Below are 26,955 nucleotides of genomic sequence, written 5' to 3'. Positions count from 1 at the left end.
GTGATGACTCGGGCGCCCCCACAGGAGGTCGCGACAACCAGGCACCCCGGGTAGTTCGACAACGTCTCCCTTGCCGCGTGGTCGACCAGGGCCTCGTCAGGCTGAGGCGACAGGACGATGACGTCAGCCAGTTCTCCGTCGCCGGCGCTCGCGTGATCCAGGTACACCACGACGAATCCGGCCCGCTCGTCACCGACCACGTCGTCTTCCGAGAAGGCGCAGACCGCGCAGAGCGTTCCCCGCGCAGCTGGGGGAGGAGACAGCGAGGCCATCAGTGTCCTTCCTCCCCCCGAAGCGTCCCGCGCCGCGTCGAGGTGACACGTCGGCGCTGCGGCGGGCGGCTGGACGGACGCCCGCCCCGGGATCGTCGAAGGGACCGACGACAGCTCCGCGACGGGGGGACGTGCGGCCCGCAGGTTCCGGTCACCCAGTTCGCTTCGCCGTCGGCGATGTCCAGAACCGGCACCGGCAGGGAGCGGACCAAGGGCGCCACCTGGGTGTGCCTGGTCAACACGACCGCCACGTCAACACCTGCGACGTCGCTCAACGGAACGGAACGCAGCACGGCGCCGTCGGGCAACCGCAGCTCGGGAACGAAGGGGTCGTGGTAGCACACGGTCGCCTCGGTGCGCAGACTGACGAGCACCCGCACCGCGGCCGACTGCCGGGCCTCGGCCACGTCGGGCTTGTAGCTGACGCCGATCACGAGGATTCTCCCGTTCCGCAACGGGATTCCCCGGGAGTTCAGGGCCCCGCGCAGCCTTGCCACCACCCGCCCGGGCATCACCGCGTTGACCGCGAGGGCGGCGTCCACCACCTCGGTTCGCACTCCGCGCCGCCGCGCCCAGGCGCTCAGGAACCCGGGCACCACCGGGATGCAGACGCCGCCGGCGCCGATTCCCGGGCGGTGGGGGAGGAATCCGAACGGCTTGGTCGCCGCGGCGTCCAGCACCTCCGCCACCTCGACGTCGCAGGAGCGGCACAGGTCGGCCAGCTCGTTGACGAGCGAGATGTTGACCAGGCGGAACGTGTTCTCGAAGGTCTTGACGAACTCGGCGGTTCGGCAGGTGCTCACGGGCACCACGCGCTCGACGAGTTGGCACAGGAACTCGGCCGCGACCCGGGTGCACCGCGGGGTCAGGCCGCCGACCACGCGCGGGATGCGGGTGGCGGGCACGGACTGGTTGCCGGGGTCGATGCGGTCGGGCGCGTGGGCCAGGTGGAAGTCGACGCCGGGCGTGAGGCCCGAGGCGTCCGCCAGCCCTCGGGCGACCGGGCCCTCCACGGTCCCCGGCGGGCAGGTGCTCTGCACCACGACGAGCCCGCCTCGCCGCAACCCGCGCCCCACCGCGCGGGCGGCGCGGGCGAGCGGCGCGAGGTCCGCCCCGTCGTCGCCCCCCGGCGGCGTCGGGACGCACAACAGGTGCGCCCGGGCGGCCGGCGCCGCCGCTCCGGCCAAGCGAACGCGCACCCGGCGCGCGGACAGGCGCGCGCCCAGCTCGCGGACGCGGGCCGGGTCGGCGTCCACGCCGACGACGGCCATTCCCGCGTCGGCGGCCGCGAGCGCCATGGGCACGCCCGTAACGCCCAGGCCGATCACCACGACATCAACGTTGTTCACCCTGAACCTCCCCCTGCCGGTCGCGAGCCCCGTCGGGCATCGCCTCGGGAACACCCCGAGCACCGGTCGCGAGCGAGGATGAGGGCCGGCGCTTGCCACAGCGCCGGTCACGCCCTCGTCTGTTCGCTTGACGTCGCGCGTCACCTCGGGCGGGGGCGAGTTCACTGGTCAGGACTGCGAACGCACGCTCCGCTTGACGTGCGCTTGCCACGAGCTTGCCAGCGCTTGTGACGTTTCTCAGCCAAGTGCACTACTGGTTGTAACAGTGCCGTCACTTTGTGCATCCAAACGACATGGGTGAGGTGTGACGCAGGACACTTGCGAGCGACGTCGGTCGGGAGTCCGACAGGGGGCTCGCGTGAAGCTCGTCTTCAAGATCTTCGGACCTACACGACTACGCATGGGCGGACGATTCGTCGGGAACTGGGGCCGCGCCAAGGACCGCGCCCTGCTGGCGATACTCCTGCTCCGGCGGGGCGGTCCCGTCACCACGGAGGAGTTGATCCGGTGGTTGTGGGACGACCCGCCAGCCGCGGTGCGGAAGACGCTGCACAGCACTGTGACCAGGGTGCGCAAAGCCGTCGCCGCCCTGGTTCCGTCGCTCCAGCTGAGCCACGACAACGGGCGCTACCGACTGGAGATCGACGAGACCTGCGTCGACTACTGGCAGTTCCGCTCACTGGTCGGCGACGCGGAGCGGGCCGCGCGGCACGGGGAGTACGAGGACGCCCGCGTGCTGCTGCGCAGGGCGCTGGAGATGTGGGACGTCCCGCTGGCCGACCTCCGCACCCGTTGGGCGGACTTCCAGCGGCAGAGACTCACGGCGGAGGTCCTCCTCCCCACGCAGTACGCGCTCCTGGACAGCCACCACCGGCTGGGAGACCACCGCGCGGTGCTGGAACTCCTCGACGAGATCCAGGCTGACCACCTCCTCGACCAGAAGCTCGCGGCGCACCGGATCAGGGCGCTCCACGGGTTCGGGCGGTACGACGAGGCGAACCAGTACTACCGGGACTTCCGCCGACGGTTCGTGGCGGAGACGGGAAGGAATCCCTGCGCGGAACTCCAGGCCCTGCAACAGAAGTCCATCGAGGGCGATGACAGCCCGGCCCCCACGTCAACCGCGCGGAACACGCCGGCGGCCGAGGCCCCGGGGCCGCGTGACGGGGTCGAGCTGTGCCCGATGGGCGACCTGCCGCACGATCTCTGGAACTTCGTCGGGCGGGAGAACCTCCTCGCCGAGCTGGACGAGTGCCTGGACAGGTGGATCGCCAACCGAGGGGGCGGCGTGATCGCCCTGGACGGCTTCCCCGGCATCGGCAAGACGTCCCTGGTCATCCACTGGGCGCACCGGGTGCGGGACAGGTTCCCCGACGGGCAGCTCTACCTCGACCTGCGGGGGTTCGCGTCCGAGTCCCGGATCGAACCCGCCGACGCGGTGGTTCACCTGCTCGTCGCCCTCGGTGCGGCGGTGGAGTTGGTACCCGCGGGTGAAGCCAGGCGGAAGAAACTCCGTTCCCTGCTGGCCGGTCGCCGGGTGCTCCTCATCCTGGACAACGCCGCGAACGCCGCGCACGTTCGCCCGCTGCTGCCGCTGCTGACGAACTGCCTCATCCTGGTCACGAGCCGCAACCAGCTCACCGGCCTCGCTGTGTGGCACGGAGCCCAGCGGATGACGGTGCTCCCGCTCAGCGATGACCAGTCCACCGAGTGGTTGGGCAACCACCTGGGAACCCGAGCTCGGGGGGAGCCCAGGGCGCTCCACACACTGGCCTCCATGTGCGGTGGCCTCCCGCTCGCCATGCAGATCGTCGGTCAACACGTGAGCAGCCACCACGAGCGGCGCCTCGCCGATCTCGTCGCGGAGCTCCGCGACCAACGTTCCATGCTGTCCATTGGGGACGGACACGAGAACGCCATCCTGCGCACCGTCTTCTCCTGGAGCTACACGACACTCACCGACGACTCGAAGCGGCTCTTCCGCCTGCTGGGAATCCACCCCGGGCCCGAGTTCGGCGTCGAGGTCGCCGCCGCCCTCCTCGGCTCGTCCACACCGGACACCCGGGTTCAACTCGACGAGCTGGTCGGCGCGCACCTGGTCCACCAGACCGCCATCGACCGCTACCGGATGCACGATCTCCTGTGGGAGTACGCGAGGGGCCGCGTGCTCGACGAGAACACCGAGAGCCGGAGCGACGCGACGGCGCGGATGCTCGACTGGTACCTCCACACCTCGAACAACGCGGACGAGGCGATCGCACCGCTGATCGAGCGGGTCCCCGTGCCGCCTCCCCGCGCGGAAGTGCGCCCCGGCCGCTTCGATGACGACCGCAGCGCGATGCGCTGGTTCCGGCGGGAGAAGACGAACCTCATCGACGTGACCCACCTGGCGGCACGCCTGGGGTTCCACCGGCACGCCGCTCCCCTGCCGAGCACCTTCATCGACGCCTTCCGCCGGATGGGCTTCTGCGAGGATCTCGTCCCGGTGTTCGACATCGCCGTCCGCGCGGCCAAGGTCCTTCAGGACAAGGACAGGGAGGCGTCGTCGTTCAACAACCTGGGCAGCACACTGGAGTCGTTGCGGGAGTTCGACAGGGCGGGGCAGTGCTTCCAGACGGCGTACGACCTCTACGCCGAGCTCGGTGACCGGGCCGGGTGCTCCGCCGCGCTCCACAACCTGGGCACCCACCGCGTCAGGACCCGGCAGTACGATGAGGGAATCGAGTTCTACCGCCGGTCCTGGTCGCTGTCCACCGGGATCGGGTTGCCCGGCGAGGAAGTGCGGGCGTCGCGGCGGCTCGCCTGGGCGTACGTCCAAGCGGGACGCCACCTCGACGCCATGCCGCAGTACGAGCACGCGCTGGGCCTCAGCAGGACGATCGACGACCTCCGGATGCAGGGCACGATTCTGGCCGAGCTGGGCGAACTCCACTACACCACTGGTGACAGCGGCGCGGCGGCGCGCTGCTGCCGAGAGGCGCTCACCCTGTACCGCAAGTCCTTCCACCCGTCGGGCGCCGGGCTCGCCCACACCGTGCTCGCACTCGTCGCGGCCGACAGGAAGGAGTGGCGGGAAGCCAGACTGGACGCGCGCAAGGCGGTCGAGTTCTGGCAGCGGGCTCGGGATGACGAAGGCACGGCGCGTGCCCTGGACGTCCTCGGCCGTGCGCTCCTCGCGCTCGGACAACCCGAGGCCGCGATCGAGGAGTGGAGTCGAGCGCTGTCCCTGTTCCGCGCGCTCGACCATCCCCGCGCCGAAACGCTCCGGACCGAACTGGACCGGTTGATGGAGAGCATTCCCCGCCTGCGCTCGACGTGGACTGCGTGACGGGTCAACAGATCCGGGCTTCCCTCGCAGGTGACGCGGTGCTCACTTGCCGATATGGAAACCCTGGCCGCGGGGCACCTGAAACGCTCCAGTAACTTTCGGGAGCGTGCAATCCACACAAAGGTTGTCACGTCACCACATCGGGCCGCTCCCCATCAGGTCGCTGGTCCTCGTGGTCGCGCTGGCAGTCGCGCCCATCATCACAACGGACGTACCCGATCGTACGACCACCTCGTCGACCCGATCGGTCGCGGCGGAGGAAGACCCGGGCGACGCCGAAGGGAAGAACGACAGGACGAAGCAGCCCGGTAGGGGTTGATCGATCAGTTCGTGCCGCCGGTCGTGGTGGTGAGGAGGGTGAGGGCGGTGGCTGAGGGGGATCGCTGTTCGGCGTGGAACAGGACCAGGCGTTGGCCGTCCTCGTCGGGGAGGGTGAGCAGTTCGTCGGTGAGGGTGAGGGTGCCGACGAGGGGGTGCCGGTAGTCGCGCGTGTGGTGCGCGCAGCCGCGCACGGGGTGGGCGGACCACAGCGCGGCGAAGTCGGGGCTGTGCATCGTGAGTTCGCCGATCAGCTCCGCGAGGGAGGGATCGTGCGGGCGGCGGCCGGCGATCTGCCGGAGGTCGGCGACGGTGTCCCTGGCCTTGTCCTGCCAGGGGGAGAACAGCTCGCGGACGTGTGGGTCCAGGAAGAACAGGCGGGCCCAGTTCGGTCGGGTGGTGGCGCTCTCCGGCGCGCGGCGGTCGAGGTGTCCGGCGAGGAGCGCGTGGGCCATGCGGTTCCAGGCGAGGACGTCGGTCGTGCGGCCGAGCACCAGGGCGGGAACCGGGTCGAGGGCGTCGACGAGCGCCCGGACGCGGGGGCGCAGTCGCTCGGGTCGGGGGCGACGGCGGGTTTTGTGAGTGGGGCGCGCCAAAGCGCGGAGGTGCGCGCGTTCGTCGTCGTCCAGGCGCAGCGCGCGGGCGATCGCGTCGAGGACGGCGTCGGAGGCGTTCTGGCTCTGCCCCTGTTCGAGCCGGGTGTAGTAGCCGACGCTCACCCCGGCCAGGTGCGCCAGCTCCTCGCGGCGCAGACCGGGCACGCGGCGGCGCTCGCCGTAGTCGGTCAGGCCCACGTCGACGGGGAGGAGGGCGCCCCGGCGGGAGCGGAGGAACTCCCCCAGCTCGGATCGGTGATCCATCGCTCCAGGATGCGCGATCGCCGGCCGTGATGCCTACACCTGGCAGGGGCAGGCACGCGGGCGCGGGTGGACGCACGATCGATCTCGTCGAGTGACGACGAGTGTCGCGGAGTGATCAGGATGCGTGCGATCGTGGCCCACCGCTACGGCGGTCCCGAGGTTCTGGAGCTCACCACGCTGCCCCGACCTGCGCCGGGCCCCGGCGAGGTGTTGGTGCGCGTGGTGGCGGCGGGCACGAACCCGGTCGACGCCCACGCACGGTCCGGCGCGGTGCCGGGCTGGTTCGGGCCCGGCCCGCACGTGTGGGGCTGGGACGTCTCCGGTGTGGTCGAGGCAGTCGGGCCGGGCGTGACCGCCTTCGGCCCTGGCGAGGCGGTGTTCGGGATGCCGCGCTTCCCGGGGGTCGCCGGCGGCTACGCCGAGTACCTCTCGGCTCCGGTCGGGGAGTTGGCGGCCGTGCCGGACGGCGTCGACCACGTGGGCGCGGCGGCGCTGCCCCTGGCCGGGCTCACCGCTCTCCAGACCTGGGAACGCGCTGGGCTGGCCGAGGGACAACGGGTTCTCGTGCACGGCGCGGCCGGCGGGGTCGGGCATCTCGCGGTGCGGATCGCGAAGGCGCGGGGCGCGCGGGTGGTCGCGTCGGCCCGGCCGAAGCACCACGACTTCCTCCACCGTCTGGGGGCCGACGACGTGGTCAGCGTCCCGGAGAGCGGTGAGCCGGTGGACGTGGTGTTCGACTGCGTCGGAGACGACAGGCTGCTCTCGGTCGTCCGGCCGGGCGGCGTGATCGCCGTGGTGCCCGGCGCCGCGCGGGGCGCGATGGCACTGGAGGCGACGGCCGGCCAGGTGGGGGTACGCGTGGTGCGCCACGTCGTCCACCCCGACGGGCGCGGCCTCGCGCAGCTCGCGGCGCTGGTCGACGCGGGTCGGCTCGCGGCGGAGGTCTCCCGCGCGCTCCCCCTCGCGGAGGCTGCCGAGGCGCACCGGTTGCTGGAGGCCGGCCACGGTCGGGGCAAGCTCGTCCTGGTCGTCGACCCGGAGGGGGTCGGCCGGTGAAGATCGTGGTGATCGGCGCGAGCGGGACCATCGGCCGGGCGGTCTGCGCCGCGCTTCGCGCTCGGGGCCACGCGGTCGTCGCCGCGTCCCGCTCGGCGGCGGTGCGGGTCGACGTGGAGCGACCGGACACAGTGGACGCTCTTTTCGCGACTGTGTCAGGGATCGACGCGGTGGTGTGCTGCGCGGCCAGCGGCGGGCTGACCACGGTCGACGCGGGAAGCGACGAGGAGTTCACGTTGGGACTCCACGGAAAGCTGCTCGGCCAGGTCCTGCTGCTGCGCCGCGCGGTGCACCACCTCCGCGACAACGGCTCGGTCACCCTGACCGCCGGCACGTTCGAGACACCGATGCGCGGCAGCGCGTTCGGCGTCCTGGTCAACTCCGGCCTTGAGGCGTTCGTCGGCGCCGCGGCGCGCGAGATGCCGCGTGGCCTGAGGGTCAACGTCGTGAGCCCTGGGTGGGTGCGCGAGACACTGGCCGCCGTGGGGCGCGAGGGCGGGACTCCGGCCGCCGACGTGGCCCGCGCCTACGTGGACGCCGTCGAGAACAGCGGAATCACCGGAAGGACCCTGATCCCCACCGTCCACTGAGGACAGTGAGGGCAGTGGGGGCAGTGGGGGTCACGCGAGGAGGGCGGGGAAGCGGGGTTCGCCGAGCCGGGCTCCGTGGCGGGGGATCCACAGGCGCTTGGCGACGTCGAGGACGACCGAGACCTCCGCCTGCACCACTTCGTCCACACCGGACAGTTGCTCGTCCATGAAGTCGGCGAGGGCGGTCTCGTCCCGGAAGACGGCCTGGCACAACAGGCTCGCCGTGCCCGCGACCCTGGCCAGGTACCGGGTGCCCGGGTAGCGGGCGAGGGCGTCGGCCACGGCCGTGGTCCGGCCGAACCGGGTGTTCAGGCTGATGATCGCCTCGGTGCGGTAGCCGAGCACGCAGGGCTCGATGTCCACCCGGGGCCGGACCAGCCCCTCGTCGAACAGGCCCAGCACCAGCCGGCGCGCCCGCGGCTGGGTCATGTCCAGGGCGCGGGCCAGGTCGGCGAAGGCGAGCCGGGCGTCGGCCCGCAGGAGCTCCACGGCCCGGCGCTCCTCCGCCGACAGCGGGCGCGGCCGGAGCGCGAACTCCCCCTCCGGCCGGGCCAACTCCCGGCGCTGGGCGGCGGTGAGCCGGGGCAGGCTCCAGGACGACGCCTTGCGCAGCACCCGCAACTCGATCTCGCTGCGGGTGGACAGGATGCCGGGGACGGCGGGCAGCCGGGCGGTCAGGAACTCGGCGCGGGCGCCGCCGCCCGGCACCGCCGTGCAGTAGACGCTGGCCCGGCCCGCCGTCGTGCAGCAGAAGGCGACCTCGGGCATCTCGGCCAACGCCCGCGCGACGTCGTTGATGCGCTGCGGCTCGGTCCGGACGAAGCTGTGCACGCGGGTGCCCTCGGACAGCAGCGACCGGTGCACCTCGCCGACGAACCGCAGGATGCCGGCCTCGACCATCCGCTCGACCCGGCGGGCGACGGTGCGGCCCGACCCGCCGAGCACGTCGGCGATGCGGTCGAAGGGCGCGCGCGGGTCGAGCTGGAGCGCCGCGATGACGTCCAGGTCCACCTCGTCGAGGTCCACGGCGTTCCGGTCGATCCGCGCCGGGGCGAGCTCGACGGCCTCCGCGTCCCGCCGACGTGCCGCACCACCCATGCGCCGATCTTAGGACGCACCGATGCGATGTCGAAATCGAACGAATCGCGGATACCTATTGACGCTTCGGTACGCAGGTGCTTCCCTTCCCGTCCATATCGTACGTCGAGGGCTGTCACGAGGAGTGATGCATGGCTGACACCGGGCTACGACGGCGGGAGCCGGCGCTCCTCCGCTTCCTCGGCGCCGTCGAGCGCGCCGGCAACCGGCTGCCCGACGCGTTCTGGCTGTTCTGGATCCTCAGCGGCCTGCTGCTGGTGGTCAGCGCCCTGGCGGCGGGCGCGACGGCGCAGGCGCCCGGCCAGAGCAAGACGATCGTGGTGCGCAGCCTGCTCTCCGGCGAGGGCCTGCGCTCGATGGTGGGCGACGCGGTGGAGAACTTCGTGTCGTTCCCGCCGCTCGGGCTGATCCTCGTCGTGATGCTCGGCGTCGCACTGGCCACCGAGACCGGACTGCTGCACGCCCTGCTGCGGGCCAGCATCGTGCGGGTCCCCGCCGGCTGGCTCACCTTCGCGCTGGCGTTCACCGGCATGACGGCGCACGTGCTGGGCGACAGCGCCTACGTGGTGCTGGTCCCGCTGGGCGGCGTCGTGTTCGCGGTGCGCGGCCGCAACCCCCTGCTGGGCGTCGTGGTGGCCTTCGTGTCGCTGTCGGCCGGCTACGACGCGAGCCCGCTGGTGACGCCGACCGACACCCTGCTGGCCGGGCTGACCACCTCCGCCGCCCACCTCATCGACCCCGGGTACACGGTGTCGCCGCTGGCCAACTACTTCTTCGCACTGGCCTCCTCGGCCGTGCTGGCCGGGGTGATCACGCTGGTCACGGAGAAGGTCCTGGTGCGCAGGGCCGACGCGGTCGGCATCGACGAGGAGGCCGCCAGGACCGCGACCGCCGAGGCCGGCGAGGAGATCCGGCTGTCCCCGGTCGAGCGGCGCGGCCTGCGGTGGGCGGGCCTCGCGGCCGGGCTGGTGCTGCTGGCCTGCGTGGCGGCGCTGGTTCCCTCGGGCTCGCCGCTGCGGGGCAAGAACGGCGGCATCCTCGACTCCCCGCTGCTGAAGGACGTCGCCGTCGTCATCTTCGTGCTCTTCTTCCTGGCCGGTCTGGCCTACGGCCTCGCGGTCGGGAAGGTGCGGCGCGGCGGCGACGTGCCCCGGCTGATGGCCGAGGGCACCAAGCCGCTGGCCCCCGCGCTGGTGCTGTTCTTCTCCATCTCCCAGTTCCTCGCCTACTTCAAGTGGACGAACCTGGGCCCCTACGTGGCGGTGAAGGGCGCTGGCTTCCTGCACGGCGGCGCGATCCCCGCCCCGGTGCTGCTGCTGGGCATGATGGTCGTGGTCACCTTCATCAACCTCGTCGTGACCAGCGGCTCGGCCCAGTGGGCCCTGATCGGCCCGATCTTCGTCCCGATGTTCATGGTGCTCGGCGTCTCCCCGGAGCTCACCCAGGCGGCCTACCGGATCGCGGACTCCTGCACGAACGCGATCACTCCGATGAGCGCCTACTTCGTGATGACGTTGGGGTTCATGCGGCAGTACCGCAGGGACGTCGGGATCGGCACGCTGACCTCGATGACCCTGCCGGTCGTCGCCGCGATGTTCGCCGCATGGGTCGCGATCCTGATGGCCTGGTGGGGTCTGGGCCTGCCGCTGGGCCCCGGAGTGCCGATCCGCTGAGCAGCCGCCGCCCGTTCCCGAGACCGCACGCAGCCGCCGCCCCTTCCGCAACGCCGCCTTCCCCGAGCACGAGGAGGACTCCCATGACGTCGGCGACGCCGACGAACCAGCCGCTGGGCTGGCTGACCGCGCACACGGACGACCTGGTGGCCGACCTGGCGCTGCTGGTGGCGAGCGAGTCGCCCAGCACCGACCCCGACCGGCTCGACCGCACCGCCGACCTGCTGCACGACTGGCTGACCACCCGGCTGCCCGACGTGGCTGTCCGCCGCGTCCGCCCGCTCGGCGACGACCGGGGCGGGATCGTGGAGGCGGTGGTCGACAGCGACGCCGCCGAGAGCGCCGGCGAGGTCCTGGTGCTCGGCCACTACGACACCGTGTGGCCGGCGGGCACGTTGGCCGACTGGCCGTTCACCGTCACCGACGGGGTGGCCACCGGGCCGGGGGCCTTCGACATGAAGGCGGGCCTGGTCCAGGCGGTGTGGGCGGTCGCGGCCCTGCGCCGGTTCGGGATCGCGCGCCCGAGGGTGCGGTTCCTGTTCACCCCGGACGAGGAGGTCGGCAGCCACGGCTCCCGGCCGGTGATCGAGCACGCGGCCGCGGCGGCGGTCGCCACCCTGGTGCCGGAGCCCGGGGTCGACGGGCGGGTGAAGACCCGCCGCAAGGGCATCGGCCTGTTCCGGGTGGAGGCCAGGGGCGTGGAGGTGCACGCCGGCCTCGAACCGGAGAAGGGCGCGAGCGCGGTGACCGCGCTGGCCGAGGCGCTGCTCGCCCTGCGCGGCATCGCCAACCCCGCGGTGGGCACCACGCTGAACCCGGGCGTGGTCGAGGGCGGCACCCGGCCCAACGTCGTGGCCGGTCGCGCCCACGCCGAGGTCGACGTCCGGGTGAGCACCGACGCGGAGATGCGCCGGGTGGAGCGCGAGCTGTCCCGGCTGCGCGCCGGCGACGACCGGGTCGAGCTGCGGGTCACCGGCGGCTGGAACCGGCCGCCGATGACGCCCAACCTCGGCAGCATGGGGCTGCTGGGGATCGCCCGCGACGTCGCCGGGGAGCTCGGCGGCGTCCTGGACGAGGTCAGCGTGGGCGGCGCCAGCGACGGCAACTTCGTCTCGGCCCTCGGCCGGCCGGTGCTCGACGGCGTCGGCGCGGTCGGCGGCGGCGCGCACGCCAGGACGGAGCACGTCATCGTCGACCGGATGCCGTACCAGTCCGCGTTGGTCGCCGGCGTCATCGCCCGGCTCGCGGTCACCCAACCGCAGGACGTCATCACCAGCGCCGACGACAACTGAGCCAGCCGCGTCAGGTGCGGGCCGGGGCGGCGCTCCGGCCCGCACGGCGTTGTTCGGTTCCGATCGGCGCTGTCCGGCGCCCGACCGGCATCGCCCGGTCGCGGGAACGCGTCGGGTTTCCCGACCATGGCCGCCGGGTAGGCCCCTTCCGGCGCGCGTGGCGCCGCCGCGCGCGGACGCACGTTGCCGCCGTCCACCGGGGTGGTCGGCGTCGCGGGTCGCGGGTCGCGACCACGACGCCCTCCCCCGGTCCGACACGCGAGCTGCGTGACAACGGCCAGATCTCACGGGAGGCCCGCATGTCAACCTCGTCCGATCGACGGGACAACGGCCCTGGCGGCGCGGACGACAAACAACGCCAGCTCGACGCGGTCCGGGTCGACCTGACCGGCACCGAGCTGACCACCAACCAAGGGGTGAAGATCGACCACACCGACGACTCGCTGACCGTCGGTGAACGCGGTCCCACTCTCCTGGATGACTTCCACGCCCGGGAGAAGATCACCCACTTCGACCACGAGCGCATTCCGGAACGGGTCGTGCACGCGCGCGGCTCCGGCGCGTACGGGTACTTCCAGCCCTACGACGACTGGCTCGCCCCGTACACGGTCGCGGAGTTCCTCACCAACCCGTCCGTGCAGACCCCCACGTTCGTGCGGTTCTCCACCGTCGCCGGCTCGCGCGGCTCGGCCGACACGGTGCGCGACGTGCGCGGGTTCGCCACGAAGTTCTACACCCGTCAGGGGAACTACGACCTGGTCGGCAACAACATGCCGGTGTTCTTCATCCAGGACGGCATCAAGTTCCCCGACTTCGTGCACGCGGTGAAACCCGAACCGCACAACGAGATCCCGCAGGCGCAGTCGGCGCACGACACGTTGTGGGACTTCGTCGCGCAGCAGCCCGAGACGCTGCACATGATCATGTGGCTGATGTCGGACCGGGCGCTGCCCCGCAGCTTCCGGATGATGCAGGGCTTCGGCGTGCACACGTTCCGGCTGGTCAACGCCGAGGGGCGCGGCACCTTCGTGAAGTTCCACTGGAAGCCCATCCTCGGCGTGCACTCGCTGGTGTGGGACGAGTGCCAGAAGATCGCCGGCAAGGACCCGGACTTCAACCGGCGGGACCTGTGGGAGTCGATCGAGGCCGGGAACTTCCCGGAGTACGAGCTGGGCGTGCAGCTCGTGCCGGAGAGCGACGAGTTCGCGTTCGACTTCGACCTGCTGGACGCCACCAAGATCATCCCCGAGGAGCAGGTCCCGGTCCGGCCGGTGGGCCGGATGACGTTGAACCACAACCCGGACAACTTCTTCGCCGAGACCGAGCAGGTCGCCTTCCACACCGCGAACATCGTGCCCGGCATCGACTTCACCAACGACCCGCTGTTGCAGACGCGCAACTTCTCCTACCTGGACACCCAGCTCATCCGGCTGGGCGGCCCGAACTTCCCGTTCATCCCGGTGAACCAGGCGATCACGCCGGTGACCAACAACCAGCGCGACGGCTACCACCAGACGATGATCCACAAAGGACGGACGAGCTACTTCAAGAACACCCTCAGCGGCGGCTGCCCCGCGCTGGGCGGGCCGTGGCCGGACGTCTTCTCGCACTACCAGGAGAAGGTCGAGGGTCACAAGATCCGCAAGCGCAGCGAGAGCTTCAAGGACTTCTACAGCCAGGCCACGCTGTTCTGGAACAGCATGTCCGATCCGGAGAAAAAGCACATCGTCGCGGCGTTCCGGTTCGAGCTCGGGCACGTGGCGCACAAGCACGTGCGCCAGGCCGTCGTCGACCAGCTCAACCACGTCGACCACAACCTGGCGGTCATGGTGGCCGGCGGGATCGGGGTGAACCCGCCGGAGCGCGAGGTCCAGCCCAACCACGGGCGCAGCTCGCCGGCGTTGAGCCAGCTCAACACCGCCATGGACAGCGCGTTCAGCCGGAAGGTGGCGATCCTCGTCGCGGAGGGCGTCGACGGTGTCGCGGTGCGCGCGCTCGTGGACCAGCTCAAGGAGCACGGCGCGATTCCCGAGTTGCTGGCCCCGCACGACGGGGCGGTGCGCACGGCGGACGGCGACGAGCTCCAGGTCGACGCGGCCATCAACACGATGGCCTCGGTGCTCTACGACGGCGTGGTGGTGCCCTGCGGCCCGCAGAGCGTGCAGATGCTGGCCTCGGACGGCTACGCCGTGCACTTCGTGACCGAGGCGTACAAGCACCACAAGGCGGTCGCCGCGTTCGGGGCGGGCGTGGACCTGCTCGACCAGCCGTGGGCGAGCGTCCAGTTGGCGCGCGACGACGAGCCGGTGGTCGTCGACCAGGGTGTGGTGACGTCCGCGAAGGCCAGGAACGACCTGCCGGCCGAGTTCGCCACCGCGTTCTGCGACGCGCTCGCCAAGCACCGGGCCTGGGAGCGCAGCACCGACGGCGTGCCGGCCTGAGGAGAAGCGCCTCCGGTTCCCTGCCCCTGTGGCGCCTCTCGGCCACAGGGGCAGGGACCTTCTCGCCCTTCATCCAGTGCCCTTTGCGCACAGCCCTTCGTGTGCCGTCCTTCGTGTGCCGTCGTCCTTCGGGCGCCGTCCTTCGTGCGCCGTCCTTCGTGCGCCGTCCTTCGTGCACTGTCCTATGTTCACTGTCGTCTGGCTTCTTTCAGGCCGTTCGCCCGGCCGTCATCTGACCTGCCCATCGACTTCCGTCGCGCCACAGAGCTCTCCGTCACCGCCGTTCTGTCCGAAGTGGACTCCCTGTTCGGGTGAGCGCCACCTGCTCCAACACGGACGCCGTCCGCTCCGCCATGCGCTCGACAGCGAAGTCCCGCACCGCGCGTTCCCGCGCCCTGGCGCCCAACTCCGCGCGGAGCGCGGGTTCGCGAAGCAGGCGGGCGAGTGCCCGGACCAGCGCGGGCCGGTCCTCGGGCGGGATGATCAGCGCGGCGCCGGTCAGCGCGGCCCGGTGGTCCCCGACGTCGGTGGCGACCGACGGCACGCCCGCGGCCACCGCCTCCAGCAACGCCAACGACAACGCCTCACGGCGGGAGGGCAGGCAGAACACGTCGCACGAGGCGAGCAGGCCGGGCACGTCCCGACAGTGGCCGACGAACTCGACCGGCAGCCCGGCCGCACGCCGCCGGAGCGCCGCCGCGTCGCGGCCGTCTCCCGCGATCACGACCCGAAGTTCCTGCCCCTGGGAACACAGCTCGGCGACGGCGTCGAGCAACAGGTCGAACCCCTTCTGCGCCGTCAATCGGCCGACCGAGGCGACGACGGGCGGACTGTTGTCGACGGGTTTCCGGGGGTGGGGTGGAATCTCCACGCCGTGCCGAACTCTGACCACCCGGGCAGGTGAAACGCCCAGTGGGCCAACGAGTTGCTCCGCGATCGGCTCCGAAGGCGCGATGACGGCGGCGAGACGCCCGTAGGTCTCCCGGAGCCGGTCCCGGCCGATCCCGTTCCCGATGTGGCCCTCCAGGTGCAGGGTGGCGACCGTGGGCGCGGCGCGGAGCGCGGTGGTCACCGCCGCGTGGTCGCTGGCCGGGTCGACGAGGTTGACGTGCACGACGTCCGGCCGCAGCGCGGCCAACGCCTCCGCGGTCGCCGGCGCGGACCACCGGTGTCGCCGGAGGGGCACGACCACGACGTCCGAGAACGGCAGGCAGTCGACGAAGTGCTCGGCGACGTCCTTGCTGACCACCACCGAGCAACGGAGCCACGGCGGCGCGAACCGCACGACGCGGCGGACGTACACCTCCGCTCCGCCGAACGCATCGCTGTCGACGACGAACACCGCGTGGAGCCGGGGAAAGACGGAGGGCCGACCGAAGCTGTCCGGTCCACTGAGGACAGAGGCGTCACGGATCACCGGACATCACCTCGATCCGCGCCGTGCCGGTTCGTACTCCCGCACCACGCGCTGGTAGACGTCGAGCACCCGTTCGGCCAAGCTGTCCCAGGTGTAGCTGGCCGCGCGCCGGCGGGCCCGCGAGGCGAGCACGTCGGCCAGCACCGGGTCGTCGACCAGGCGTTGCAGCGCGCCGGCCAACGCCACGATGTCGCCCGGCGGGACGAGCAGGCCGTCGACCCCGTCGCGGACCACGTCCGGGATGCCGCCCACCCGCGTCGCGACGACCGGCACCCCGACGTGCCGGGCCTCCACCAGCGCCGTGCCCAACTCCTCGTACCGCGAGGGCATGACCAGCAGGTCCACGTCCCGCAGCAACGCCGGAACCTGGTCGTGCGGAACGAAACCGAGGAACCGCACCCGGTGCGCCAGGCCCAACACCCCGGCCAGCCGGGACAGCCGGGCGCGCTCGGGGCCGTCACCGGCCAGCACCAGGTGGGCCGATGGCACCAGGGCGAGCGCGCGGACCAGGTCGGCGACGCCCTTCTGCCGGTGCAGCCGGCCGAGGAAGAGCACGCGGGGCCGGGGCACGTCGACCAGGTGCGCGCCGTCGGCCGAGTGGAACAACGCGCGGCGCACCCCGGAGGGGATCACGTGGAGCCGGTCGGCGGGCACACCGTGCGCCGCGAGCAGCCGCGCGAGCCGGGTCGTCAGGGTGATCACGGCCTGCGCGCGGCGTTCCCCGTACCGCTCCAGGGTTCCGCCCAGGACCCGCAACACGGCGGAGCGCGCGCCGCTGATCGGCAGGGTGTGACGCATGCTGCTGTGGACGGTGAGCACCAGCGGTAGCCGGTGCCGCCACGCGGCCGACAGCGCCAGTGGCACGATCGCGATGTCCTCGCCCAGGTGCGCGTGCACGAGGTCGGCGCGGGCCGCGAGCCGGTGCACGACCCGCGCGGCCGGCACCGCGTAGCACTGGCGGAACACCGGGAAGCGGGCGCCGAGCCGGACGAGCGCCGCGTGCCGTCCGAAGGAGGAGCACCGCACGCCGCCCGGCGGCCCCGTGGTCACCACCGTCTGCCACACGCCCAGGGCATCGAGCGCACGGGTGAGCTCACCCGTGTGGGTCTGCATCCCGCCGACCGGGTCGAACCGGGGCGGGGGCAGGGCGCCGGCGGGCGCCGGCTCGAAGACCGAGGACAACCGCAGGACACGCATCGGGTCACGCATCGGGTCCCCCTTCCGGTCACCCGGACCGTCACGACGACGGGTGGCGCCCCGGGCTACGACCCGCCCCGACGGGGTGAGCCGTCCCACTGGCGGGACAGCGCCGGTTCTGGGTATCCCGCCCCTGCCGAACTACGCACGTCCTCACTCACCCGGGGCCGGCCGCCCCGGCGGACGGGGGATGTCGGTGCGGGGCGGCACCGCGGAACAACGATGGAGGGAAACCCACATGAGTGAGCTCCAGGGCCTGCCGCCGCAACAGCAGGAGCCGCCGGGCCACACCGGGGAGATGCGCCCCCAGCCGAGGGACTCCATGGCCGACTACGTGGGCAGGGGCCTGCTCGCCGGGCGCCGGGCCCTGATCACCGGGGGCGACTCCGGGATCGGCCGCGCCGTCGCCATCGCCTTCGCCAAGGAGGGCGCGGACGTCGCGGTCGCCTACCTCAACGAGCACGAGGACGCCCAGCACACCGCGGAGCTGGTCGGCGAGGCGGGGCGACGGTGCGTGCTCATCCCCGGCGACCTCGCGCACGCCGAGCAGTGCCAGCGCGCGGTGCGCCAGACCGTCGACGAGCTCGGCGGGCTCGACCTGCTGGTCAACAACATCGCCGTGCAGAGCCCGGTGTCGGCGCCCGAGGAGATCACCGAGGAGCAGTGGATGCGCACCTTCGACGTGAACATCCACAGCTTCTTCCGCACGACATGGGCGGCGCTCCCGCACCTGTCCGACGGCTCGTGCGTCATCAACACCGCCTCGGTCAACGGCCTGCGCGGCAACAAGTCGCTCATCGACTACTCCGCCACCAAGGGCGCGGTCATCGCGTTGACCTACGCGCTCGCGCAGGCGCTGGCCGACCGCGGAATTCGCGTGAACTGCGTGGCCCCCGGTCCGGTGTGGACACCGCTGATCCCGTCGACCTTCGACGAGGAGAAGGTGGAGAGCTTCGGCCAGAAGGTGCCCCTCGGCCGAGCCGCCCACCCCGACGAGATCGCGCCTTCCTACGTGTTCCTCGCCGCGAACCGGCTCTCCTCGTACTACACGGGCGAAGTGATGGCGCCGCTCGGCGGGGAGACCATGCCGGGCTGAGACACCTGACCCCCAGCTACCGTCCACAGTAGACAGACCTGGCACCTGACAACCGGTCCCCGCTGGGCGCCTGGTTCCCACCCACCTGAGGACAGCCCCCACCCGTCCCGGGGGGCGAGCCCCGCTCCAGCCTATCGATCAGCGAAGAACGGGGCCAACACACCGCCGAAAACCTGTGGACAACTCGGGAAATGGCATCGCCCGACCGGGTTAGATCGGCCCAACTGTGGACAACTCCCGCTTCTCGACTTGCGGGGATGCCCGACCGATGAGACAAGGAAGGGTTGCCAACATCCAGCGCCCGGCTCGCGATCGACATCACCGCGCCCAGGCTGATCCCGGTCGCCTCCGCGATCTCGACCTCGGGCAACCCGCCGCAGTAGCGCAAGCCCCCCCCCGCGCCTACCTGCGCGGCTCCGGAATGTGCCGCACCACCATCAGTCCGAAGCGCACGCACCGGACGGGCTGGACACCGTGCTGGCTGCCTCTCTGCTGGGCGCACAGGGCCGCGAGACCGCGGTGCGCCCCGGTCTGTCCACAGTGGTCCTGACCGAGGCACGGGAACTCCAGCCCGTTCTCCCCGCTGCCGACGGGAAGGAACGGGTGAGCGCCGGCGTGGCCGGGGAACCGCCCCGGACGGCACAGAGAGGCGGGCTCCTCGTCCGACCGACCCGACGCCAGCACGAGCCTCCCGGCGACCGGCCGGTCGTGGCGGTTTTCGCCGCGCCACCGGTCAACGCTCTCGGCCCACGCCAGGCGGCTCGCCGCCCGGTGCCACCCCCGCTCGGCCGCCAGTTTCCGCACCGCGGTCAGGCACCGCCGCTCCGCGTCGAACCAGGCGCGCGCCGCCGACGGGCTCGTGAGGCGTTCCGGCCACACGCCGGGCGCGAGCGGGTCGTCCTCGCCCCAAGGCTGACCCGGGGCGAGAAGGCGGACACCTGCCGTGGCGGCGTGCACGTAGTGGTCGACCACTCGCCGGAGGGCCGCGGTGCGGAGATCCGCGCGGAGGTCGTCCTGCGCTCGTTCGGCGGCGTAGAGGCGGACGAGATCGTGCACGCGGTAGCGGCCCGACGCGCTCTGCTGGACCAGGTGGGCGTTCGCCAGGTTCGCGAGCAGCGACCGGACTCGCCGAACGGGCAGGGCCGCGAGGCTCGCCACCGCCGGCAGGCCGATGTCCGGACCCGGTGCGAGGGCCACCAACCGGAGCAGGTCGGCGCTGTCCGGTTCGAGAGCGCGCCAGGAGGAGTCGAACACCGATCGGAGGTCGACGCCGAGCTCACCCGCGTCCAGGGCGTCGAGCCGGGTCGCGCCGTCGCGGAGTTCGGCGGCCAGCGCCGCCAACGGGAAGTCGGGGCGGGTTGCGGTGCGGGCGGCGACGATGCCGATGGCCAGGGGCAGACCGGCGCAGCGGTCGAGCAGTTCGGCGACCGCCTCGGGCTCGGCCAGCATCCGCGCCTGGTCGAGGTGGCCGGCCAGCAACGTCCGGGACTCGGCCGGAGTCAACGGGTCCAGCTCCAACAACCGCGCGCCCTGGGTCGTGGCCAGCGCGGTGAGCCGGCGGCGGCTGGTGACCAGCACGGCGCAGGAGGGGCTGCCCGGCAGCAGCGGGCGGACCTGCTCGCTGTCGGCGGCGTTGTCCAGCACGACCAACACGCGCCGCTCGGCGAGCAGACTCCGGTACAGCCCGACCTGACTGTCCACATCGGACGGAACGGCGGTGGGGGCGACGCCGAGGGCGTGGAGGAAGCTCCGCAACACCGCGGTCGGGGCCACCGGCCGCTCGCGCGCGTCGTACCCGCGCAGGTTGACGAACAACTGCCCGTCGGGGAACCGGTCGAGGTTCTCGTGCGCCCAGCGCAGGGCCAGCCAGGTCTTGCCCACGCCGCCGACACCGCCGACGACAGCGACCGCCACCGGGCCGCTCCCCCGCCCCGGCCCACTCCCCCACTCCGGCCCGCCCGACGCCCCACCCAGCACCGCGTCCAGCCGGCCGAGTTCGGCGGCCCGGCCGGTGAACCGCGCGGGCAGGCCCGGTAACTGGCGGGGCGCCGGTGGCGCGCTCGATTGCGGCGCGACGCGCGCGGGCGTGGCCAGTCTCGGATCGCCGTCGAGGATTCTCTGGTGCAGCCGCTGGAGGTCCGGCCGGGGATCGGCGCCGAGCTGCTCGGCCAGGCGACATCGGAACTGCCGGTAGTGGTCCAGCGCCTCGGCCGGACGGCCGCACCGGTGGAGCGCCAGCATGAGCTGCCCCGCCAGCCGCTCGTCCAGGTCGTGCCGGGCGGCCATGGCGGTCATCGCCGGCAGCAGCGCGTGGTGGTCGCCCAGCCGCAGCCCGATGTCGTTGCGGTCCAGCTCCGCGCACCAGCGCTCGCGCTCCAGCGTCCGGCGCTGGTCGTCGGCCCAGGGCGTGTCCAGTCCGGTGAAGGGGTCGCCCCGCCACAGCGCGAACGCCTCCGACAGCAGCACCAGGGCGTCGGCGTCGGCGGCCGAGCGCGCCTTCGCCACGAGGTGGCGGAAGCGGTGCAGGTCCACCGCCTGCTCCTCCACCGCGAGGGTGTAGCCGCCCGGCCCGCGCGTGATCACCACGTCCGCGGCGGCGAGCGCCCGCCGCAGCCGGTACAGGTAGCCGTACAGGGTGTCCCTGGCCTGCCGGGGCGGGTGCTCGGCCCACACCCGGTCGACCAGTCGGCCGACCGGCACCAGCCCGTTCGCCTCCGCCAGCAACACGGCCAACACGCTCCGCTGCCGCGCGTGCCCCAGCTGCACCGGCTCACCGTCGACCAGGGCCTCGACCGCGCCGAGCACCCGGAACTCCACCCGTCCGCCAACCCGCACCACCCGACCGTCCCAGAGCGGCCCCAGATTCGTCCCAGGTTTGACCCAACCCCGTTGATCACACTCCCGGGCGTCCCCCGTTCAGGGGTGTCCCCGTCGCCTGCCCTACGAGGAGTGATGAGATGCCGCGCACTCTGGCCCGCCGTCTTGTGACGACTGTCGCACTGGTGGTCACGGCCTCCGCCGCGCTGGTCGGCCCCGCGTTCGCCGACCCCGGCCAGCCGACCGAGGACGTCCAGCAGGTCCAGGAACTCGCCGGGCTGCTGGACGCGGCGGCAGCCGAGGACGACCAGGCCGCCGCGCCCGAGGCGACCGAGGACGACCAGGCCCCCGCCGCCGAGGTGGCCGAGGCCGACCTGGAGGCCCTCGCCGCCTCGTGCGGCAGCGGCAGCGACACCGCGAAGGTGGCCGACCCGACCAACTCCCGGTACAAGGTCACCCGGCGCATGTGCGTGGCCTACAAGGCCACCGAGAAGCACGCCAAGGACAAGAAGATCCGCTGGAGCAAGGGCCAGCACTGCTTCCGGAACAAGGACGGCAAGAACTACCACTACGACGGCGTGGCCTGCGACCTGATGTACGTCTCGGGCGGCGGCAAGGCGACCGGGTCGACCCTGACCAAGGGCAACAACCTGAAGAAGTGGCTCGTCGCCAACCACAAGCGCCTGAAGCTGGACCACGTGATGTGGCAGGGCCGCATCTACTCGCCGCGCACCAACTGGAGCCAGAGCGGTCGGCCGCAGCCCGGCTGCGCCGACGGCAAGGGCGGCAACACCGTCTGCCACCGCGACCACATCCACGTGGCCGTCAAGCGCTGACCCCCGCGCCGCACGGCACGCGCCGCGGCCCGGCCACCAGGTGTCCCCTGGTGGCCGGGCCGTGCCGTTCTCAGCCACCCGCAGATAACCGACCAGTTGGTATGCCGCGCCGGTGGCCCGAGACGGTAAGGCCGGCGTCCTGTCGTTGGGCAGGCCCGACAGAATCCGCGGCTCCGCCCTACCCGGTCGGCGACAAAAACCGGAGAAGCGGGCACCTTTTCGTGGTTCCGTCGCGTTAGGTGGTGCGCGGCGGTGGCACGCGCCGCGCCACCGCCGGCGAATTCGGGCGATCCGAGGACATCTGAGGGGACATGAAGCACTTCGCGTTCGTCAGCCCACCCGCCTACGGCCACGTCAACCCCACCCTGCCGCTGGTCGAGGAGCTCGTCGAGCGGGGCCACCGCGTCAGCTACGCGACCGGCGAGGCCCTGATCCGCACCGTGACCGACGCCGGGGCCGCACCCGTCCCGCTGCCCTCCGAGCCGCCGTCCAACGCTTTGAACGACATGCGGTTCACCGCCGACGGCCTGGCGGCGATCCTGCGCGACGTCGTCGCCGACACCCGGGCCGAGCTGCCGATCCTGCTCGACGTGTTCGGCGCGGACCGGCCCGACGCCGTGTGCCACGACCTGATGAGCCTGTCCGGCCCGATCCTGGCCGACAAGCTGGGGGTGCCGAACATCGCGCTGGTGCCCATGTTCGCCGGCAACGAGACGTTCTCCCTGTCCCGTGTGCTGATGCCGGAGACCTTCGACGCCAACCACCCCGACCTCGTCGAGGCGAGCCAGCGGATGGCCGCGTTGGCCACCGAGTTCGAGCTGGGGATCGACCCGCGCCCGCTGGAGGGCAGCGTTCCCGACCTGAACCTCGTCGCCATCCCCCGGGAGTTCCAGATCGCCGGGGACAGCTTCGACGAGCGGTTCGTGTTCGTCGGCCCGTCGCTGGGCTCCCGGGAGCAGGTCCGCGGCTGGGAGCCGCCGGCCGACGGCCGCCCGGTGCTGTTCGTCTCGCTCGGCACCGCCTTCAACGACCGCCCCGACTTCTTCCGGCTGTGCCTGGAGGCGTTCGGCGGGACCGAGTGGCACGTGGCGATGGCCGTCGGCGAGCACGTCACCCGGGACGACCTGGGGGACGTCCCGGCGAACGTCGACGTCCGGCCGTTCTTCCCCCAGCCGGCGGTGCTGCGCCACGCATCGGTGTTCCTCACCCACGCCGGGATGAACTCCACGATGGAGGCGCTGTACTTCGGCGTGCCGCTGGTGGCCGCGCCCCAGGTGCCCGAGCAGCGGGTCAACGCCCAGCGGGCGGAGGAACTGGGGCTGGGCCGCTGCCTCACCGCCGACGACATGACCGCGACCGGGCTGCGGTCGGTCGTGACGGAGATCCACCGCGACGACCGGGTTCGGGCCAACCTCGCCCGCATGCGCGAGATCGTCCGGAACTGCGGCGGCGCCCGCCTTGGCGCGGACCGCATCGAGGCGCACCTGGACGCCCGCACCGCTGGCAGTGAAAAGATTTCGCGTCATTCGGGAGTGAGTGGAGACTAACCGGTCCGAGTTGGCCTGAACAGCCAGCCACGTCCACGTGCCTGTCGCCCGCGTCCGCCGGACGCGGGCGACAGGCGTTTCTTTCCACAAATAACCGCATCATCGCCGCCCGATAGGCGTATTGCCCACTCCCACCCCAGCTGTCAAGGTGCTCCCGACGACACCGCCGTTTCTCGGGGAGGGAATTCATGGGGCGCCACGACAACAACCGCGACGGTGCCGGGGAGCTGCAAACCGACAAACTCGCCAGTTGGGCCGCCGACGACGACGGCAACGCGCACGAGGCACAGGACACCGGCGACAACACCGGCGACGAATAGGCAATCATTGATGACTCACTGGCGCGAACGGCTTCCCGTTCCGCGCGACCAGTTCGTTCCGCCCGTGGTGTGGGTTGACGACCTCATCACGGGCGGATACGTCTCCGTTTCGCGCGAGGACGACGAACCCGCATGGCGGAAACTGGTCGACGCGGACGAACCGATCATCACTCAGGTCGACGACGGGAAAACCCCGCCCGGCGGTGTCGGGCAACAGATCTCCAGCTCGTGCAGTGCGCCCTCGGTCGTGGCGGACATGCTCGACGCGCTGGACGCACGGCCCGGACACGACGTGCTCGAAATCGGCACCGGAACGGGATGGAACGCCGCCCTGTTGTCCCGGCGAGTAGGCGGGTCGGGGCGCGTCGTCACGGTCGAGGTGGACGCCGCCCTCGCCACCGCCGCCCGAGCCGCCCTGCACGAGGCGGGGTACGAGCCGCTCGTCGTCGCGGCCGACGGCACCGAGGGCTACCCGTCGGGCGCGCCCTATGACCGGGTGATCGCGACCGCGTCCGTGCGCGCCATCCCCCGGGCCTGGATCGAGCAGACCCGACCGGGCGGCGCGATCGTCGTTCCCTGGGGGTCGGACTACTGCAACGGCACCCTGATGCGGTTGGACGTCCGCTACGACGGGTCGGCTGTCGGCCGGTGCGGATCGCACGTCGAATTCATGCGGGTGCGATCCGCACGGCGCTACTACATGGAACCTGCGGCGGACGAACAGGCAGCGGCGGACACCACGACGACCACGCTCACGGTGCGGGACATGCGGGACATGACGGTGTACGGGCGTGGCGCGATGATCATCGGTCTCCGCGTTCCGCGCTGCTACCTCACCGTGGAGGACCCGGACGACGATCACCGACGCTACGAGCTGCACGACGTCGGGTCAGGCTCGTGGGCGGCCGTCGACCTCGTGCGCGGCGAGCACCCGTGGACGGTCCGCCAGCTCGGCCCACGCCGGCTGTGGGACGAGGTGACAGCGGCACACGCCTGGTGGACCAGCGAGGGGCGCCCAGGACCCGAACACCTCACCCTCACGATCGACACCGAGGGCGGACACTGGCTGTCACTGGACAACCCCGGCGGCACCAGATGGCTACTCACTCCGTGAGAGTTGTGCGGCGGACCGCACCTGAGCCCATCGATCGCCTGGAGCGCCGGCTGTACCGCAGCGAATCTGTCCACTGTGGACTTATCAGCGGCGGGTCGCGAATGTGGTGGAAGGTGGTGCCGACATGAACGACGCTCGGCCTCTTGTTCTCGCGCCACCTGGCTGGATCACGCCCACGGAGCGGTGGAGGTGTTGGCGCACCGCCCTCGTGGCCGCCGACACCGTGCTCCACGTCGCGGTGATCATTGATCCGGTTCCCGTCAAGGTCGGCGACGAACCGGAAGGTCAGTGGGCCGTCGAGTTCGAGTCCGACCAAACCCGGAGTGCAGCCCTCCCTTCCCCGGCCGAGATCGCCTCGTCGGTGCGGCTGGAGATCACCGATCCGGACGGTCGGACGGTCGCCGTGTTCGAACGGGCGACTCTGGTGGGAGAACGCCACGTCACGGTCAGCGGAACCGCCAACTACGCGCCGCACCCGGGCGAGTACCAGCTCCGCATCACCATTGGCGCTGTCCACGCCCAGTACAGCGGCGGCTTTCGCGTCCTCCCGTGACGGTCCGCGCATGAGTCCCGTGGCGCGGGGTACCTCTGGGGCGGGACGGAGCGGAGGCGGACATGGGCGCGGAACATCGGCTGGCTCGGGCGCACGGCGTGTTCAACGTCCTGGCCGGGCTGTGGCCGCTCGTGAGCATGCGCAGCTTCGAGTGGGTCTTCGGGCCCAAGGCGGACCGGTGGCTGGAGCACACCGTCGCCGGACTGCTGATCACGACCGGGTGCGCCCAGCTGCGCGCGGCCGACGGGGCTCCCGAGCTGGCCAGGGCGCTCGGGGTCGGCGCCGCGGGCACCCTGCTCGCCGTCGACCTGGTGTACGTGCCGCTGGGCCGGCTGCGGCCGACCTACCTACTCGACGCCGCGATGGAGATCGCGTGGATCGTGGCGTGGGCGCGAAGGCGCCGGGGGGTGACGGGCTACCGCTCGGCGGCGGGTCGGACCGGGGTCGGGTGCTGGCCGGCGATGCCGTGGACGATGCCCAGGGCGAGGAGGTCCTGGGGGCGCAGGCGGAGCTGGTCGGCCGTGCGGGCGACGTCCTCGGGCTCCCGCTTGAGGATCGCGGTCGCGGCCTCCGGCGCGATCACCGAGAAGTAGCCGTCCGGCGTGATCCACACCGTGTCCCTGGAGGCGAGGGCGAGCGCGCCGCCGGAGCCGCCCTCGCCGATGACCAGGGTGGTGACCGGCACGCGGGCCTCCGCGACGGCGACGAACACCTCGGCGATCGCCGGGCCGACCGCCGCGCGTTCCGCGCCGGCGTCGTTCGCCGCGCCGGGGGTGTCGACCAGGGTCAGCACCGGCAGGCGGAGCCGGTCGGCGAGGCGGATCACCCGGGCCGCGGTGCGGAAGCCCGCCGGGGTGTTGGCGGCGCCGCTCTGCGCGACGTAGACGACCGATTTCCCTTGCCTGCGCCCGATTCCGCACAGCATCCCCGCATCGGCGCCGCCGGCCCGGTCACCGCTGAGCGCGTATCGCAGGTCGAAGTAGTCGTCGAGATAGGCGCTGGCGCGCGGACGCGCCGGGTCACGGGCGTTGCGCACCGCGTCGGCGCCGGTTGCCGGAAGTTCTCTTCTCCCCAACGCGCGGGGCACGTCCGGCGGGGCTGGTTCCGGTGCGGTACGGGGTGGGAGAAGGCCGAGCGCGGTCCCGAGATCCGCCCCCAGCCGGTCGACCGGCACGATCCGGTCGACCTGTCCGTACTCGAACTTTCCCTTGCTGGCAAAGAAATCCGCCTCTTCTCGCCCACCACCGCGAACCCGTGCTCCGGCGAACGCGACCGTGGCGTCGGGCAGCGCGAGGACGACGTCCGCGCTCGCCGAGACCGACGCCCACGCGCCACCCGAGGTGGGATGGCGCAGCACGGTGATGTGGGGCAGCCCGGCGGCCCGCAGTCGGGTCGCCGCATGCGCGATGCGCTGCATCTGCACCAGGGAGCGCATGCCCTCCTGCATCCGGCTGCCGCCCGACGCGACCAACGAGACGACCGGCAGACGACGTCGGATTGCCACCTCGAAGGCATCGACGATCCGTTGCCCGGCAAGGGAACCGATCGACCCGCCGAAGTAGCCGAAGTCGAACGCGACGAGCACGCACTCGTACCCGCCGACCTCGGCTTCCCCGCAGCGAACCGACTCCGACTCCCCCGTCTCCGCACGTAGCCGGTCCTGACGCTCGCGGTAGCCGGGCCAGCCCAGCGGATCGGCCGGTCCGGCGTCGCAGTGCGGAAACTCGGTGAAGCGGCTGGCGACCACGCGGATGACGTCGAGCGCCCGACGTGCGTCCATG

19 protein-coding genes are annotated in these 26,955 nt (G+C 72.0%); 12 read left to right on the top strand and 7 right to left on the bottom strand.

Annotated elements, in window-relative coordinates:
- Nucleotides 1-271: 271 nt before the first annotated feature.
- Nucleotides 272-1,621: a nucleotide sugar dehydrogenase gene (locus BUE43_RS07100; RefSeq protein ID WP_143174003.1), complete on the bottom strand. Its 1,350-nt coding sequence runs from the start codon at nucleotides 1,619-1,621 to the stop codon at nucleotides 272-274.
- Between the two features lie 400 nt (nucleotides 1,622-2,021).
- Between BUE43_RS07100 and BUE43_RS07095 the strand changes: the two genes are divergently transcribed.
- Nucleotides 2,022-4,949 (top strand): ATP-binding protein, encoded by a 2,928-nt coding sequence (locus BUE43_RS07095; protein WP_073480580.1) that lies wholly within the window; start codon nucleotides 2,022-2,024, stop codon nucleotides 4,947-4,949.
- A gap of 323 nt (nucleotides 4,950-5,272) precedes the next feature.
- Here the strand turns inward: BUE43_RS07095 and BUE43_RS07090 are convergent, their stop codons facing one another.
- Nucleotides 5,273-6,127: a helix-turn-helix domain-containing protein gene (locus BUE43_RS07090; RefSeq protein WP_073480579.1), complete on the bottom strand. Its 855-nt coding sequence runs from the start codon at nucleotides 6,125-6,127 to the stop codon at nucleotides 5,273-5,275.
- A gap of 120 nt (nucleotides 6,128-6,247) precedes the next feature.
- Here BUE43_RS07090 and BUE43_RS07085 point away from each other — a divergent pair, with 120 nt between their 5' ends.
- Nucleotides 6,248-7,183 (top strand): NADP-dependent oxidoreductase, encoded by a 936-nt coding sequence (locus BUE43_RS07085; protein ID WP_073480959.1) that lies wholly within the window; start codon nucleotides 6,248-6,250, stop codon nucleotides 7,181-7,183.
- Nucleotides 7,180-7,773, top strand: coding sequence for a short chain dehydrogenase (locus BUE43_RS07080; protein WP_073480578.1), 594 nt, complete (start codon nucleotides 7,180-7,182; stop codon nucleotides 7,771-7,773). Before BUE43_RS07085 ends, BUE43_RS07080 begins: the two co-directional genes overlap by 4 nt.
- 30 nt (nucleotides 7,774-7,803) lie before the next feature.
- On the opposite strand, the gene BUE43_RS07075 is transcribed toward BUE43_RS07080, so the two are convergent.
- Complete coding sequence (locus BUE43_RS07075; protein ID WP_083959421.1) at nucleotides 7,804-8,871, bottom strand: Lrp/AsnC family transcriptional regulator; 1,068 nt, start codon at nucleotides 8,869-8,871, stop codon at nucleotides 7,804-7,806.
- A gap of 131 nt (nucleotides 8,872-9,002) precedes the next feature.
- Here BUE43_RS07075 and BUE43_RS07070 point away from each other — a divergent pair, with 131 nt between their 5' ends.
- From BUE43_RS07070 to BUE43_RS07060, 3 genes are all read left to right on the top strand, one after another.
- On the top strand, nucleotides 9,003-10,544 hold the full coding sequence (locus tag BUE43_RS07070) for an AbgT family transporter (protein ID WP_073480577.1): 1,542 nt from the start codon (nucleotides 9,003-9,005) through the stop codon (nucleotides 10,542-10,544).
- Between the two features lie 83 nt (nucleotides 10,545-10,627).
- On the top strand, nucleotides 10,628-11,836 hold the full coding sequence (locus BUE43_RS07065) for a M20/M25/M40 family metallo-hydrolase (protein WP_073480576.1): 1,209 nt from the start codon (nucleotides 10,628-10,630) through the stop codon (nucleotides 11,834-11,836).
- 299 nt (nucleotides 11,837-12,135) lie between these two features.
- The gene (locus BUE43_RS07060; RefSeq protein ID WP_073480575.1) at nucleotides 12,136-14,277 is read left to right on the top strand and encodes a catalase; all 2,142 of its coding nucleotides are present in this window, start codon (nucleotides 12,136-12,138) and stop codon (nucleotides 14,275-14,277) included.
- Between the two features lie 274 nt (nucleotides 14,278-14,551).
- On the opposite strand, the gene BUE43_RS07055 is transcribed toward BUE43_RS07060, so the two are convergent.
- Together BUE43_RS07055 and BUE43_RS07050 are read right to left on the bottom strand one after the other, a co-directional pair.
- Nucleotides 14,552-15,694: a glycosyltransferase family 4 protein gene (locus BUE43_RS07055; RefSeq protein WP_234995583.1), complete on the bottom strand. Its 1,143-nt coding sequence runs from the start codon at nucleotides 15,692-15,694 to the stop codon at nucleotides 14,552-14,554.
- A gap of 6 nt (nucleotides 15,695-15,700) precedes the next feature.
- Entirely contained in the window at nucleotides 15,701-16,903 is a 1,203-nt protein-coding gene (locus BUE43_RS07050) for a glycosyltransferase (RefSeq protein WP_073480574.1), read from the bottom strand.
- A 226-nt stretch (nucleotides 16,904-17,129) separates the two neighbouring features.
- On the opposite strand from BUE43_RS07050, the gene BUE43_RS07045 reads away from it, so the two are divergent.
- Nucleotides 17,130-17,987: an SDR family oxidoreductase gene (locus BUE43_RS07045; RefSeq protein WP_073480573.1), complete on the top strand. Its 858-nt coding sequence runs from the start codon at nucleotides 17,130-17,132 to the stop codon at nucleotides 17,985-17,987.
- A 402-nt stretch (nucleotides 17,988-18,389) separates the two neighbouring features.
- Here BUE43_RS07045 and BUE43_RS07040 read toward each other — a convergent pair whose 3' ends face one another.
- A complete protein-coding gene (locus BUE43_RS07040; RefSeq protein ID WP_234995582.1) occupies nucleotides 18,390-20,822 on the bottom strand; it encodes an AfsR/SARP family transcriptional regulator in 2,433 nt (810 codons plus the stop codon).
- Nucleotides 20,823-20,944: 122 nt separating this feature from the next.
- Here BUE43_RS07040 and BUE43_RS07035 point away from each other — a divergent pair, with 122 nt between their 5' ends.
- The 5 genes from BUE43_RS07035 (at nucleotide 20,945) to BUE43_RS07020 (ending at nucleotide 25,174) form a co-directional block, all read left to right on the top strand.
- Nucleotides 20,945-21,640 carry a VldE C-terminal domain-containing protein gene (locus BUE43_RS07035; RefSeq protein WP_143174002.1) on the top strand — a complete coding sequence of 232 codons (696 nt, stop codon included), beginning with the start codon at nucleotides 20,945-20,947 and terminating at the stop codon, nucleotides 21,638-21,640.
- Between the two features lie 311 nt (nucleotides 21,641-21,951).
- The gene (locus BUE43_RS07030) at nucleotides 21,952-23,187 is read left to right on the top strand and encodes a macrolide family glycosyltransferase (protein ID WP_073480570.1); all 1,236 of its coding nucleotides are present in this window, start codon (nucleotides 21,952-21,954) and stop codon (nucleotides 23,185-23,187) included.
- A 188-nt stretch (nucleotides 23,188-23,375) separates the two neighbouring features.
- On the top strand, nucleotides 23,376-23,507 hold the full coding sequence (locus BUE43_RS35580; RefSeq protein ID WP_268844414.1) for a hypothetical protein: 132 nt from the start codon (nucleotides 23,376-23,378) through the stop codon (nucleotides 23,505-23,507).
- Between the two features lie 10 nt (nucleotides 23,508-23,517).
- The gene (locus tag BUE43_RS07025; protein ID WP_073480569.1) at nucleotides 23,518-24,621 is read left to right on the top strand and encodes a methyltransferase domain-containing protein; all 1,104 of its coding nucleotides are present in this window, start codon (nucleotides 23,518-23,520) and stop codon (nucleotides 24,619-24,621) included.
- Between the two features lie 124 nt (nucleotides 24,622-24,745).
- On the top strand, nucleotides 24,746-25,174 hold the full coding sequence (locus tag BUE43_RS07020; RefSeq protein ID WP_143174001.1) for a hypothetical protein: 429 nt from the start codon (nucleotides 24,746-24,748) through the stop codon (nucleotides 25,172-25,174).
- Nucleotides 25,175-25,589: 415 nt separating this feature from the next.
- Here BUE43_RS07020 and BUE43_RS07015 read toward each other — a convergent pair whose 3' ends face one another.
- Nucleotides 25,590-26,954, bottom strand: a complete 1,365-nt coding sequence (locus BUE43_RS07015; RefSeq protein WP_073480567.1) for a carboxyl transferase domain-containing protein — start codon at nucleotides 26,952-26,954, stop codon at nucleotides 25,590-25,592.
- Between the last annotated feature and the right edge of the window lies 1 nt (nucleotide 26,955).

The sequence above is a fragment of the Streptoalloteichus hindustanus genome (genome assembly GCF_900129375.1).
GTDB lineage: Bacteria > Actinomycetota > Actinomycetes > Mycobacteriales > Pseudonocardiaceae > Streptoalloteichus > Streptoalloteichus hindustanus.
This window is presented reverse-complemented; position numbering and strand designations above follow the sequence as displayed.

Bases quoted from the DNA above. Each gene is read 5' to 3' on its own strand.
- BUE43_RS07020 (WP_143174001.1), top strand. From the start codon at position 24,746: ATGAACGACGCTCGGCCTCTTGTTCTCGCGCCACCTGGCTGGATCACG.
- BUE43_RS07045 (WP_073480573.1), top strand. From the start codon at position 17,130: ATGAGTGAGCTCCAGGGCCTGCCGCCGCAACAGCAGGAGCCGCCGGGC.
- BUE43_RS07015 (WP_073480567.1), bottom strand. From the start codon at position 26,954: ATGGACGCACGTCGGGCGCTCGACGTCATCCGCGTGGTCGCCAGCCGC.
- BUE43_RS07085 (WP_073480959.1), top strand. From the start codon at position 6,248: ATGCGTGCGATCGTGGCCCACCGCTACGGCGGTCCCGAGGTTCTGGAG.
- BUE43_RS07095 (WP_073480580.1), top strand. From the start codon at position 2,022: ATGGGCGGACGATTCGTCGGGAACTGGGGCCGCGCCAAGGACCGCGCC.
- BUE43_RS07035 (WP_143174002.1), top strand. From the start codon at position 20,945: ATGCCGCGCACTCTGGCCCGCCGTCTTGTGACGACTGTCGCACTGGTG.
- BUE43_RS07050 (WP_073480574.1), bottom strand. From the start codon at position 16,903: ATGCGTGACCCGATGCGTGTCCTGCGGTTGTCCTCGGTCTTCGAGCCG.
- BUE43_RS07060 (WP_073480575.1), top strand. From the start codon at position 12,136: ATGTCAACCTCGTCCGATCGACGGGACAACGGCCCTGGCGGCGCGGAC.
- BUE43_RS07025 (WP_073480569.1), top strand. From the start codon at position 23,518: ATGACTCACTGGCGCGAACGGCTTCCCGTTCCGCGCGACCAGTTCGTT.
- BUE43_RS07065 (WP_073480576.1), top strand. From the start codon at position 10,628: ATGACGTCGGCGACGCCGACGAACCAGCCGCTGGGCTGGCTGACCGCG.
- BUE43_RS07075 (WP_083959421.1), bottom strand. From the start codon at position 8,871: ATGGGTGGTGCGGCACGTCGGCGGGACGCGGAGGCCGTCGAGCTCGCC.
- BUE43_RS07090 (WP_073480579.1), bottom strand. From the start codon at position 6,127: ATGGATCACCGATCCGAGCTGGGGGAGTTCCTCCGCTCCCGCCGGGGC.
- BUE43_RS07030 (WP_073480570.1), top strand. From the start codon at position 21,952: ATGAAGCACTTCGCGTTCGTCAGCCCACCCGCCTACGGCCACGTCAAC.
- BUE43_RS07070 (WP_073480577.1), top strand. From the start codon at position 9,003: ATGGCTGACACCGGGCTACGACGGCGGGAGCCGGCGCTCCTCCGCTTC.
- BUE43_RS35580 (WP_268844414.1), top strand. From the start codon at position 23,376: ATGGGGCGCCACGACAACAACCGCGACGGTGCCGGGGAGCTGCAAACC.